The organism is Pseudomonas sp. zfem003, from assembly GCF_032621675.1.
Lineage (GTDB): Bacteria > Pseudomonadota > Gammaproteobacteria > Pseudomonadales > Pseudomonadaceae > Metapseudomonas > Metapseudomonas otitidis.
Genome location: NZ_JAVYJG010000006.1, coordinates 346,030 through 359,206, shown reverse-complemented (window position 1 = coordinate 359,206; position 13,177 = coordinate 346,030). Strand labels below are relative to the sequence as shown.

General features: G+C 69.2%; 5 protein-coding genes. 4 read left to right on the top strand and 1 reads right to left on the bottom strand.

The genetic code is table 11. The features are described 5' to 3' along the window. The first annotated feature begins 23 nt into the window (after positions 1 to 23). From RTK35_RS15665 to RTK35_RS15650, 4 genes are all read left to right on the top strand, one after another. A complete protein-coding gene (locus tag RTK35_RS15665; RefSeq protein WP_316908393.1) occupies positions 24 to 7,394 on the top strand; it encodes an Ig-like domain-containing protein in 7,371 nt (2,456 codons plus the stop codon). Between the two features lie 49 nt (positions 7,395 to 7,443). Next, on the top strand, positions 7,444 to 8,940 hold the full coding sequence (locus tag RTK35_RS15660) for a TolC family protein (RefSeq protein WP_142016647.1): 1,497 nt from the start codon (positions 7,444 to 7,446) through the stop codon (positions 8,938 to 8,940). 200 nt (positions 8,941 to 9,140) lie between these two features. Further along, on the top strand, positions 9,141 to 10,154 hold the full coding sequence (locus RTK35_RS15655) for a hypothetical protein (RefSeq protein WP_316908392.1): 1,014 nt from the start codon (positions 9,141 to 9,143) through the stop codon (positions 10,152 to 10,154). A gap of 132 nt (positions 10,155 to 10,286) precedes the next feature. Beyond that, positions 10,287 to 11,390: a hypothetical protein gene (locus RTK35_RS15650; RefSeq protein WP_142015494.1), complete on the top strand. Its 1,104-nt coding sequence runs from the start codon at positions 10,287 to 10,289 to the stop codon at positions 11,388 to 11,390. Between the two features lie 82 nt (positions 11,391 to 11,472). On the opposite strand, the gene RTK35_RS15645 is transcribed toward RTK35_RS15650, so the two are convergent. Next, positions 11,473 to 13,080 carry a methyl-accepting chemotaxis protein gene (locus RTK35_RS15645; RefSeq protein ID WP_316908391.1) on the bottom strand — a complete coding sequence of 536 codons (1,608 nt, stop codon included), beginning with the start codon at positions 13,078 to 13,080 and terminating at the stop codon, positions 11,473 to 11,475. Between the last annotated feature and the right edge of the window lie 97 nt (positions 13,081 to 13,177).

The following is a 13,177-nucleotide window of genomic DNA, read 5'->3' as shown; positions in this document are numbered from 1 at the left end:
GTCGGAATGAGGAGGTAGAAGTCATGGGCTGGGGTCTTTCGAAGAAGGCAGGTCGCAACGGCAAGGCCAAGGGTGCGGAGGCTGCGCCGCTGGCATGCCCGCTGCCGCTGATCAGTGCGCTGGAGCCGCGCATGATGTTCGACGGCGCGGTGGCGGCTACCGTCGCCGATACCGCCGCCGCGACGGCGACAGCCGCTCCCACGGCCGATGCGGCCCATGACACCGGCGCCCGCGACAGCAGCCACGCGAGCACCCCCGACAACAACCACGGCACCCAGGACCTGCAGGCCAGTCCGGTGACCGATGGTCAGAGCGGCGTGCGCAAGGAAATCGTCTTCGTCGACACCCGCGCGCCGAACTACCAGGAGCTGCTCAAGGCCGTCTCGCCCAATGCCGAGGTGGTGCTGCTGTCCACCAACAAGGACGGCGTGCAGCAGATCGCCGACGCTCTGGCCGGGCGCACCGGCATCGATGCCATCCACATCATTTCCCACGGCGATTCCGGGGTGCTGCTGCTGGGCAACGGCCCGTTGTTCGAGGGCAACCTCGCGCAGTACGCGTCCCAGCTCTCCACCATCGGCAAGGCGCTGACCGCCGAGGGCGACATCCTCCTTTACGGCTGCGAAGTGGGGGCGGGCAGCGAAGGCCATGCCTTCGTCTCCAAGCTGGCGGACATGACCGGTGCGGACATCGCCGCATCCGACGACAACACCGGCGGCAACGCCAAGGGCGGTGACTGGGACCTGGAGGTCACCACCGGCCAGATCGCCGCCAGCAATGCCCTGAACCTGTCGCGCCTGGGCAGTTACGACCACCTGCTGGTGACCACCTCGGTGAGCACCCTGGCCCAGTTGAAGAGCGCCATCACCACGGGCGTTGCCGATAACGCCGACGACGTGATCACCCTCACCGGCAACATCACCTTCACCGGCTTCAACGACACCATTTCCATCCATGTCACCGACGGCCACACCCTGCAGATCGTCGGCGGTGGCTTCGCCATCGACGGGGCCAACAAGGCTCGGATACTGGACGTGAACACCAGCGGCGCCAACTCCAAGGTCGCGCTGGACAACATCACCATCCGCAATGGCCTGATCGTCGGCAACGGTGGCAACGAGAACTCGGCCGCACCCGATAGCGTGGGTGCCGGTATCTACAACGCCGGCGTACTGACCATCACCAACAGCACCATTACCGGCAACAAGGCGTCCGGTGGCGGCGGCGGCGGTGGCGACTCCGGTGGCTACTACGGCGGTGGCGGCGGCGGCGGCGGCGGTTTTGGAACGACCCCCGGCGGCTCCGGCGGCAGCAGTGCTGGCGCCGGGGTCTCGGCCACGCCCGCTTCCGGCATCAGCGGCGGCAATGGCGCGGGCGGTACCAGTAGCTTCGGGGGGCGTGGCGGCGGTGCGGCCGGCGGCGCGGGTGGCAGCTACAGTGGTGACGGCAACAGCACCTCCGGTTACACCGCAGGGGGGGGGGGTGGGTCGGCCAACAACGGCAGCACCAGCATTGGTGGCGGTGGTGGCGGCGGCGGTGTTGCCGCCGTCGGCGGCAAGGGGGGCGCCGCTGCGGGGGGTATCTTCAACGCCAGCAGCGGCATCCTGACCATCGTCAACAGCAGCCTCACCAACAACCTGGGGGCAGGTGGTGGTGGCGGTGGCGGTGTTTCCAGCGACGCGGCCACTGGGCCTGGCAACAGGGTGGGCAATGGCGGGGCGGGCGGTGCCGGGGTCGGTGCCATCTGGAACGCCGGCGGCACCGTGCGCATGGACAGCACCAGCTTCAATACCCTGACCAACGGCAACATCGGCGCAGGTGGCCTGGGTGGCAAGGCGGCCGGCGGCACGAACGTCAACGGCGCCGACGGTGATTCCACCTCGACCCTCTACACCACCAATGGCGGCATCACCGATACCAACTACAACCCCAACGCCGCGCCCACCCTCGGCAACCTCAACGGTGACAGCGTCGCCTGGGGCGGCGTGGGCAATACCGTGCGCCTCGACGTGGGCAGCAACGCCAGCCTGGCCGATGCCGAGCTGGGCGCGCTGAACAGCGGCAACGGCAACTGGTCCGGGGCCAGCCTCGTCATCCAGCGCAACGGCACGGCGGTGAGCAGCGATGTGCTGGGCTTCGACACCTCCGGTGCACTGTTCACCGTCAGCGGCAACAACCTGCAGGCGGGCGGGCTGACCTTCGCCACCTTCACCAACACCGGCGGCGTGCTGACCATCACCTTCACCAGCAGCGCTACCACCGCCACCACGGCGCTGGTCAACGACGTGGCGCAGCGCATCACCTACCGCAGCGACACGCCGGCCGGCGATGCCAACGTCAAGGTCACCGTCAATGATGGTGCCGGCGGCAGTGCCACCGCCAACGTCACGGTGGCCACGGACTTCATCTACGTCACCAACACCACCGACACCGCGACCATCGACGCCAGCAATGGCACCAGCTTCAGCGAGGCCGTGGCCATCGCCGCGGCCGACAGCACCGGTACCCAGACCATCATTTTCGCCAGCAACCTGGCTGGCCAGACGCTGAACCTCAACGCCGTGTCGATCAACGAGAGCCTGACCCTCGACATGGACCAGGCCAGCGGCCTGATCCTCACCGGCGGCACCATCACCCTGGGCGCTGGCACCACCCAGACCTTCACCCACGGTGCCGGCGACACCGCGACCATCGCCAGCATCATTACCGGCAGCGGCGCCCTGACCAAGGCCGGGGCCGGCAACCTGACCCTCTCCGGCGCCGCCAATACCTTCACCGGTGCCACCACCATCAGCGCCGGCACCCTGACGGCCAGTGGCGGGGATGCGATCTCCTCCAACAGCAGCGTGTCCGTCGCCGCAGGCGCCACCCTGGCCCTGGCTGGCAACGAGGCGATCGGCAACCTCTCCGGCGCCGGCTCGGTGACGCTCGGCAGTTTCAGTCTCACCAGCACCCAGACGGCGGATACCACCTTCTCCGGCTCCATCAGCGGCACCGGTGGAGTGGTTTTCAGTCAGAGCGGTTCCGCCACCTACTCGACCACGCTTTCCGGCACCAACACCTACACCGGCGCCACCCTGCTGGCCAACTACGCCTGGCTGAAGCTCAATGGCGACGCCTCCATGGCCGATAACAACGTCGTGCGGGTCAACGGCAACAGCGTCCTGACGCTGCTCTCGAATCAGACCATCGGCAGCCTGGCAAGCAACAACGCCAATGCCAGCATCCAGCTGGGCAGCTACACGCTCACTGCCGGGGGCGACAACACCACCACCTCGGTGCTCGGGGTGATTTCCGGCACCGGCTCGCTGGTCAAGCAAGGCAGCGGCACCCTGACCCTGTCCGGCAGCAATACCTACGGTGGCACCACCACAGTCTCCGGCGGCACCCTGTCGATCTCCGGTGACGGCAACCTGGGCGGCGACACGGTCATCCTGGCGGGTGGAACCGTGCTCGACGTCTCCGGCGCCACCACCATCAACAACGCCATCGTCCTGACCGGCAACAGCAGCATCGGCAACAGCAACGCCGTCACCCTCAGTGGTGCCATCAGCGGTGCCTACGACCTGACGAAGACCGGCAGCGGCACCCTGACCCTGTCCGGCAGCAATAGCTACGGCGCCACCACCGTGAGCGCCGGCACCCTGAGCGTGAGCAGCGACGGCAACCTGGGCTCGGGGGCGGTGAACCTGGCCGCCGGCAGCACCCTGTTGGTGTCCAGCGCCACCACCATCGACAACGCCATCGTTCTCGGCGGCAATGCCACGGTCAGCGCAGCGGCCAACGCCACCCTGTCCGGGGTGATCAGCGGTGCCTTCACCCTGACCAAGTCGGGAGTCAACACCCTGACCCTGTCCGGCAGCAACACCTACGGTGCCACCACCGTGAGCGCCGGCACCCTCAGCGTCGCCAGCGACAGCAACCTGGGCAACGGCACCGTTACCCTGGCCTCCGGCTCGACCCTGGCGGTGACCAGCGCCACCACCATCGACAACGCCATCGCCCTCAGCGGCAGCGCCACGGTCAACACCGGCGCCGACACTACCCTGTCCGGGGTGATCAGCGGCAGCAACAGCCTGACCAAGTCCGGTGCCAGCACCCTCACGCTGACCGGCAGCAACACCTTCACCGGCAGCACCAGCGTCAACGCCGGCACCCTGAGCGTCGCCAGCGACGCCAACCTCGGCGCCGGCGCGCTCAACCTGGCCAACGGCACCACGCTGCAGATCACCGGCAACACCACCATCGACAACGCCCTGGCGCTGACCGGCCTGGTCACCGTCAATGCCGGCGCGGCCGCCACCCTGTCCGGCACCATCAGCGGCACCGGCAGCCTGACCAAGACCGGCGCCAGCAACCTGACCCTCTCGGGCAGCAACACCAACAGCGGCACCACTACTGTGGCGGCGGGCACCCTGGTGGTCGACGGCAGCACCAACAGCGCCACCACTGTGGCCAGCGGCGCGACCCTGGCCGGCAGCGGCACCCTGGGCGGCGATGTCACCGTGCAGAGCGGCGGCACCCTCTCCCCGGGCGGCACGGGCGTTGCCACCCTGACCGTCAACGGCAACCTGACCCTGGCCTCGGGCAGCACCCTGGCCCTGGACATCAACGGCGCCACCGCCGGCACCGGTTACGACAGGGTGGTGGTCAACGGCGCCGTCGATGTCTCCGGTGCCACCCTGGCGGTCACCCACGGCTACGCGGCCGGCAGCGGCGACAGCTACACGGTGATCGTCAACGATGCTGCCGATGCCGTGACCGGCACCTTCAGCGGCGTCAGCGAGGGCACCAAGATCAACGCGTCGGGCAACGGCACCGAGCTGACCACCAGCTACATCGGTGGCAGCGGCAACGACCTGACCCTGACCGCGCCCATCGCTCCGACCGTCACCAGCGTGTCGTCCGGCACCGCCAACGGCACCTACAAGATCGGCGACGTCATCACCGTCACCGTACGCTTTGACAGCGCGGTGAACGTGACCGGCACCCCGACCCTGACCCTGGAGACCGGCACCACCGACCGCGTGCTCAACTACGTGTCCGGCTCGGGCTCCGACACCCTGACCTTCAGCTACACCGTGCAGGCCGGCGACAGCTCCGCCGACCTCGACTACACCTCCAGCTCGGCCCTGAGCCTGAACGGCGGCACCATCAAGGACGGCGCCAACCAGAACGCCATCCTCACCTTGCCGACCCCCGGCGCTGCCGGCTCCCTGGGCGCCAACAAGGCTTTGGTGGTGGACGGCGTGCGCCCGGCGGCCACCAGCATCACCCTCAGCGACACGGCCCTGCGCATCGGCGAGACCGCCACCGTCACCGTGACCTTCAATGAGCGGGTCACCGGCCTGGACATCGCCGACTTCAGCGTGGCCAACGGCAGCCTGAGTGGGCTCAGCAGCAGCGATGGCGGCCTGACCTGGACGGCGACCTTCACCCCCAGCGCCAACATCAGCGACGCCACCAACCTGATCACCCTCGACAACACCGGGGTGATGGACCAGGCGGGTAACATCGGCAGCGGCACCACCGACTCGGTCAACTACGCCATCGACACCCAGCGTCCGACGGCCACCATCGTGGTCACCGACACCGTGCTGAAAGCCGGGCAGACCACCACGGTCACCATCACCTTCAACGAGGCGGTGACCGGGCTGACCACGGCGGACTTCAGCGTTGCCAACGGCACCCTGAGCGGCCTCAGCTCCAACGACGGTGGCGTCACCTGGACGGCGACCCTGACGCCCAGTGCCAGCGCCAACGATCCGACCAACCTGATCACCCTGGACAACACCGGCTACACCGATGTCGCCGGCAACGCCGGCAGCGGCACCACCGACTCCAACAACTACGCCATCGACACCCAGCGCCCGACGGCCACCATCGTGGTCACCGACACCGCGCTGAAGGCCGGGCAGGGCACCACCGTCACCATCACCTTCAGCGAGGCGGTGAGCGGGCTGACCACGGCGGACTTCAGCGTGGCCAACGGTAGCCTGAGCGGGCTCAGCTCCGCCGACGGCGGCATCACCTGGACGGCGACCCTGACGCCCAGCGCCAACGTCACCGACCCGACCAACCTGATCACCCTGGACAACACCGGCTACACCGATGCCGCCGGCAACACCGGCACCGGCACCACCGATTCCAACAACTACGCCATCGACAGCCGCGCCCCGGCCGTCACCTCCGTCGGTGTACCGGCCAATGGCACCTACCTGACCGGCAACACCCTCGACTTCACGGTGAACTTCGATGAGGCCGTGACCGTCGACACCACCGGCGGCACGCCGCGCCTGGCCATCACCCTGGACACCGGCGGCACCGTCTACGCCAACTACGTCAGCGGCTCGGGCGGCACCGCCCTGGTGTTCCGCCTCACCGTCGCCAGCGGCCAGCAGGACAGCAACGGCATCGCCGTCGGCGCCAGCCTCGATGCCAACGGCGCGACCCTGCGCGATGCCGCCGGCAACAACGCCCAGACCGTGCTCAACAACGTGGGCTCCACCGCCGGCGTGCTGGTGGATGCTGCCGCCCCGCAGGTCACCAACATCGCCATCGATGGCACCTCGCCGACCCGCGACACCACCCTCAGCTTCACCGTGACCTTCAGCGAGAACGTCAGCGGCGTCGACCTGGCCGACTTCGCCCTGGCCACCAGCGGCAGCGCCAGCGGCACCCTGCTGTCGCTGGTGCAGGTGGATGCGCGCACCTACCGCGTCACCGTCAGCGGCGTCACCGGCCAGGGCACCCTCGGGCTGTCCCTTGCGGCCGCCGGCAGCGGTATCACCGACACCGTCGGCAATGCCATGGCGAACAACTTCGCCACCGTGGGCTACGTGCTCGGCGGGGTCGAGGGCGATCCGGAATTCCGTGCCAACCCGACGCCCAGCGTGCCGACCACGCCGACCGCACCGATCCAGCCCAACGTGCCCAGCGTGCCGCCCTCCAGCACCACCTCGCCGTTGCTGCCGCCGCCGCTGTTCGAGCAGCCGACCCTGGGCAGCGGGGTGCCCACCGTGGGCAACATCTTCATCAACCCGAACGCCCTGGCGCCCAGCTACATCGCCCAGGTCTTCGCCAGCAGCGACAGCTCCGCCAGTGACGGCGGCGCCAACGGCTTCCTCGGCTTCGGCGGGGGCGACGGCGGCGTGTTCGGCAGCAGCAGCTTCTCCAGCATGTTCGGCAAGGATGTGCCGCAGCAGGACATGCAACTGAAGGTATTCGACGGCAAGCAGTGGCGCGGTGGCGACACCGGCAAGAACGGGCGGGGCCTGACCGGCGCCCCCACTCTCGGCCAGCAACTGCACGCCATGAAGGAAGCCGACCTGCGCCCGGTGCGCGAGTTGGCCCAGGCCCTCGGGCAGGTGGCGGGGGCCACCACCCGTGGCTGACATGACAAGAAAGGGAATCACCGTGCCGTACCAGGGGGCGGCCGCCAGCATGAACCAGACCTACAAGCTCTTCACTGCCAGCCTACTGGCCTTGGCCATCAGCGGGTGTGCCGTGACCACCCAGCCCATCGACCGCAGCGAGAGTGAGGCCCGCGCACGGGCGGATCTTTCCAGCATGTTCAAGGACCAGGAGCCCCTCAGCGGGCCCCTGACCCTGAACGAGGCCATGGCCCGGGCCATCAAGTACAACCTCGAGGCGCGCCTCAAGGTGATGGAGCATGCCTTGGCCGAGCGCCAGCTGGACCTGGCCACCTTCGACATGCTGCCGCGCATGGCGCTGTCCGCTGGCTACGCCGGGCGCAACAACGTCAGCGCCTCCAGCAGCCGCAGCATCGAGACCGGTTCCCAGTCCCTGGAACCGTCCACCTCCCAGGACCGCGACCGTGGCGTGGCGGACCTGACCATGGTGTGGAACGTGCTCGACTTCGGCGTCAGCTACATGAGCGCCAAGCAGCAGGCCGACCAGCGCCTGATCGTCGAGGAGCGCCGTCGCAAGGTCATCCACACCATCACCCAGGACGTGCGCTCCGCCTACTGGCGGGCCGTGGCCGCCGAGCGCCTGCTCAAGCAGATCGACAGCCTCATGGCCCGCGTCGACAAGGCCCGCGATGACAGCCGCAACCTCAGCACCCAGCGCATCGGCGATCCGGTGCAGGCGCTGAGCTACCAGCGTGCGCTGATCGAGGCCACCCGCCAGCTGGAAGAGCAGCGCCGCGCGCTGTCCCTGGCCAAGACCGAGCTGGCCGCGCTGATCAACCTGCCGCTGAACACCGACTTCCAGCTGGCCGCCAGCAACGACTACGCGGTGCCCGAGCTGAAGGTGAACTTCGCCCAGCTGGAGCAGCAGGCCCTGGCCAGCCGCCCGGAACTGCGTGAGCAGGACTACCAGGCGCGCATCAGCGCTGCCGAGACCCGCAAGGCCATGCTGCGCCTGCTGCCCGGCCTGGAGTTCTCCGCCGGCGGCCACTACGACAGCAACAGCTTCCTGGTGAACCAGAGCTGGGCCGACTACGGCGTGAAGGTCACCTGGAACCTGTTCAACGTGCTCTCCGCGCCCGCGGCCATCGACGTGGCCAAGGCCGGCCAGGACGTCACCGCGGCCCGCCGCCAGGCGATGTCCATGGCCATCCTCGCGCAGCTCTACGTGGCCAGCGCCAACTACGCCGAGGCCCGCCGGCAGTTCCAGACCAGCCAGCAACTGGCCGACCTGGACGGGCAGATCGCCGAGCAGTTGCGCAACCGCTACAGCACCCAGAGCATCGGCGAGCTGGAGCTGATCCAGGGCGAGCTGAACACCCTGCAGGCCCAGCTCAAGCGTGACCTGGCCTACGCCGACCTGCGCAACGCCTACAACCAGGTGTTCGTCAGCGCCGGTGTCGACCCGCTGCCCGGCTCCCTGCCGGACACCCGCCTGAGCACCCTCGCCAATGCCCTGGCCAGCAGCCAGGCGCGCCTCGAACAGGGCGACATCAGCCCGGCCAAGTAAGCGGCCGGCGAGCCTGCCCGGTGGATCGTGCCCCTGCGATCTGCCGGGTGGGCCCGCATGCCTTCCTTCCTCTTCCTGACGATCCTGCGTCCGTCTTGTGAATCCACGAGTGTGATCGGCCTCGCGGATGGCCACCTGCGCCTGTCAGCCTTCCCGGGCTTTCTGCGAGCATGGGCACCTGCCATTGCCGAGGTGCGCCGATGATCCCTGTTCCCAACCCCACCGTGTTCCTGATCATCGGGTTGATCTACCTGCTCGGCGTGCTGGCTGTGCCCGTGCTGCTGGCCCTGGCGGCCTCCCTGTGCTGGCCGCGCTCGCGTCGGCATGTGCTGGCGCGTCCCTGGCGCTACGGCCTGCTGACGCTGGTGATGCTGGTGCCGGTGGGACTGATGGGCGCGTTGCGGCTGCAGGAGCGCGAGTTCGCGGCGGAATTCGCCGCCCGTCAGGCGGCGCTCAACCCGCGCCTGGAGCAGCCGCTGACCCTGGGCGACCTGACCTTCCCGGCGGGCAGCCAGGTCAAGCTGGAGACCCTCGATCCGCTGGACTGGCAGGACCAGCCCCAGCCCCACGGGCTGGAGAGCCTGAAGGAGGCCGAGCTGCCCGCGCCCATGGCACTGCTCGGCTTGCAGGTGGACGCCCTCGACTTGCCGACCGGCTATGACTCCAGCCGCGTGCGCCTGGCCCGCGAAGGCCAGGTGGACGGGTGGCCCTGCGCTGCCGGGGAGTGGGTGGAGTTCCGCCGCACCCAGGAGGACCGCCTGAAGCCCGCCGGCTGGCACTTCGAGAGCTGCCCGCTGACCCCCGGCCACTCCGTGCAGGGTATCGACTGGCCGACCGGCACGACGCTGCGGCAGCTGGGCGAGCACTGGGTGCTGCGCAACGACGGCCCCGCCGACCTGCCGTTCGATGGCCTGCACTGGCTGTCCCTGGTGCTGGAGCTGGATGCCCGGCGCGAGCCGGTGTTCTGGGAGGGCGAGCTGGCCCGGCCGCTGGTGCTGGGTGGCTGGCACTACCCGGTGGGCACCCGCGTGCGTCACGAGGGGGATGGCCTGTCGCTGTTCAGCCCCACCGACCGGGCCGTGGCGGTCCGCGAGGCAGACGGCCTGAAGCAGGGCGCCGGTCGCTCGATCCTGCAGCGGCGCAGCGACGGCCAGGTGCTGAAGATGCCGGCCAACGACGAGGTGGGTGTCATCGACTGGATGGTCCTCGAATAGCCCCGGGGCCCCTTTCGGACCGGGCTTTCCGACCTTTCGCCCGCGCCCGTCACTGGGTCCCGATTGCCCGATGCAGCCGACTCTGGGAGGGTAGCCGCTGCCCTGAGGCGTTGGAATTTTCGGGAGTCAGTCATGAAACTCGTTCTGCACTTCGACGGTTCTGTCGCGATCAATACCCTGCGCCAGGTGCTCCTGGCCGCTGGTGAAAACACCACCGTGCACTACGGGGCCGCCCACGGCCTGGATGCGGGGGCGCTGCTGTCGGTGGTGAGCGCCGCCGGCAGCGACCGCCGCCTGGTGCTCGGTTTCGACGGGGCCCGCGCCGAGACGCGCAACCTCCAGCAGGCGGTGAGCTTCGCCGGCCCGCACACGGCGGTGGAGATCAACGCCGCCCAGGCGGTGAACCCCGCTGCACTGCGCTCGACCCTGGCGGCGGCCGGTGATGGTCGCCAGGTCCGCGCCACCTTCACCGGCGGCCGCGCCAGCGCCGAAGCGCTGCTGGCCGCGCTGGGCGTGGCGGGTGAGCGGGTCGACATCGGCATCGGTGCCGCCCAGTCGCTGACCCCGGAAGCGCTGCTGGCGGCCCTGGAAGCGGCCGGCGACGGGCGCAACCTCGCCGTGGAGCTCAGCGGCACGCAACCGGCCGCGCACCTGCTGCAGGCGGTCGAGGCGGCCGGGGCGAGCACCGGCATCGTCATCGGTGGTGCCCAGGCCCTGACGGCGGACGAGCTGCGCGACACGCTGGGCGCCGCAGGCAACGGCCGCCACCTGAGCCTGGTGTTCAACGGCGCGCAGGCCGGCGAGACCGACCTGGCGAGCGTGGTGGCGGGCGCCGGCACCAACACCCTGGTGCGGGTGAACACTGCCGAGTCCCTGGACAGTGCCAGCCTGCTGGCCTGCATCGGTGCCACCGGCAACACCCGCCAGCTATCGGTGGAGTTCAACGGCGCCCTGCAGGCCGAGGTGAACCTGGCCCTGGCGCTGGAAGCGGCCGGGGTGAGCACCGCCGTGGCGGTGAACACGGCCCAGGAGGTGGCCGAGCCCAGCCTGCTGGCTGCCTTCGAGGTGGCGGGCGACCAGAAGCGCTTCGACGCCGCCTTCAACGGCGCACAGCTGACGCCGGAAGCCCTGCAGCGTTATGCCGGGGCCGCCGGCCAGCAGGTGACCCTGAGCATCGGCGGCGCCCATGCGCTGCCGCTGCCGGCGTTGCTGGAGGCCGTTCGCCTGGCAGCCTGACCGCTGGCTTGGCCGCACCACGAAGCCGCCTTGCCCTGATGGGCAAGGCGGCTTTTTTGTGGGCGGGCAGGGGAGGGGCGGGCTAGACCTGGAAGCGCGACACCGAGGACTGCATGGCGGCGGCCACCTGGTCCAGGCGCTGGGCGGCTGCGGCCAGTTCGTGCATGGCCTCGGTGTTGCTGCGGGACATGTGGGCGATGAGTTCGACCCGCTGGGCCACTTCGCTGCTGGCCTTGGACTGCTCGCCGATGGTGTGGGAGATCTCGTCCACCACTTCGGCGGCCTTGTGGGCGCCCTCGCGGATCTCGCTGATGGAGCTGCCGGCCTGGGTGGCGAGGGTGACGCCGTCCTGCACGCGGGTGACGCCGGTCTGCATGCTGTTCACGGCCTGGTCGGTGCTTTCGCGGATGCGCGCGATCATGCCGGTGATCTCCTGGGTGGACTGGGCAGTGCGCGCCGCGAGGTTGCGCACCTCGTCGGCGACCACGGCGAAGCCACGCCCGGCCTCGCCGGCCCGGGCCGCTTCGATGGCGGCGTTGAGGGCCAGCAGGTTGGTCTGCTCGGCGATGCTCTTGATCACTTGGATGATGGAGTGGATCTCTTCGGACGAACGGCCCAGGGCGGTGATGGTGTTGGAGGAGCTGTTCACCGCCTCGGCGATGCGGTTCATGCCGTCCACCACGCCGAGGATGACCTGCCCGCCACTGCTGGCCAGGCCTTCGGAATGGGCGGAAATGCCTTGGGCGTTGCGCGCGTGGTCGGCGATCTGGGCGATGTTGGTGATCATCTGCTCCATGGCGGCGGCCATGCTGGCGGCGCTCTCGGCCTGCTGGTTGGCGCCGTCGACGATGCCCCGTGAGGTGTCGCTGAGGGTGGTGGCGGTGCCGCGCAGCTCCTCGCTCTCCAGGCGGATGCTGGCGATCATCTCGCGCAGGCTGTTCTGCATCTGGGCCAGGGCTTCCATCAGCTGGCCGGCTTCGTCGCGGCTTTCCACCTGGATGCTGTTGCGCAGGTTGCCCTGGGCGATGGCACGGGCCACGTCGATGGTCTTCTTCAACGGGCGCATGATGGCGCTCATCAACTGTGCGGTGGCGAGGCAGAGCACGACGCAGACCAGCACCAGCCCGCCCAGCAGCCACCAGGCGGCGCTGTGTACGGCGTCGCTGGCAGTCTGGCGGGCCTCGTCGGCGCGGGTTTCGATCAGGGTGCTGAGCTTCTCGTTGCGCTCCTCCAGCTCGCTGAAAATGCGCTGGAAGTCGCTCAGCTGCGCGCGGCTCGCCTGGGGATCGCGCAGGGCGTCGTCCACCAGCTTGCCGGCTGCTGCGATGTAGGTGTCGATCAGCGGGCGCAGGTCGCGGATGGACTGGCTGAGCTCGGGACTCAGCGGCAGCTTGGCGTTCTCGTCCATGACCTTGCGGAACCACTGGCTGTGCTCGCTGAAGTCGTTGCGCACCTGGCTGGCGGCGGCGCTGTCGCCCGGGTTGGCGACGAAGGCGGCGAGCACGTCGGCGCGCAGGGCGTCGTGCATCATGTCGCCTTCCATGTGGTTGCGCAGGGCAGTGACGCTCAGCTGGTTCTCGGCCAGCGCATCGGCGAGGCGGTTCTGCCCGAGCAGGCCGATGCCCCCCAGCAGCGCGGCGGCGAGCACGCTGATGACGCCCGATGCCACCAGTTTCTGACGGATGTTCATCCCCTTGGCCTCCCTTGCGAAGCGGATCGTTGGCTAAGCGTAGTTCAGTGTTGGCGGGCTAGCGTGCTCGCATCAGGGCCTTTGCGCGGCGTATTCT

Bases quoted from the DNA above. Each gene is read 5' to 3' on its own strand.
- RTK35_RS15665 (WP_316908393.1), top strand. From the start codon at position 24: ATGGGCTGGGGTCTTTCGAAGAAGGCAGGTCGCAACGGCAAGGCCAAG.
- RTK35_RS15660 (WP_142016647.1), top strand. From the start codon at position 7,444: ATGAACCAGACCTACAAGCTCTTCACTGCCAGCCTACTGGCCTTGGCC.
- RTK35_RS15655 (WP_316908392.1), top strand. From the start codon at position 9,141: ATGATCCCTGTTCCCAACCCCACCGTGTTCCTGATCATCGGGTTGATC.
- RTK35_RS15650 (WP_142015494.1), top strand. From the start codon at position 10,287: ATGAAACTCGTTCTGCACTTCGACGGTTCTGTCGCGATCAATACCCTG.
- RTK35_RS15645 (WP_316908391.1), bottom strand. From the start codon at position 13,080: ATGAACATCCGTCAGAAACTGGTGGCATCGGGCGTCATCAGCGTGCTC.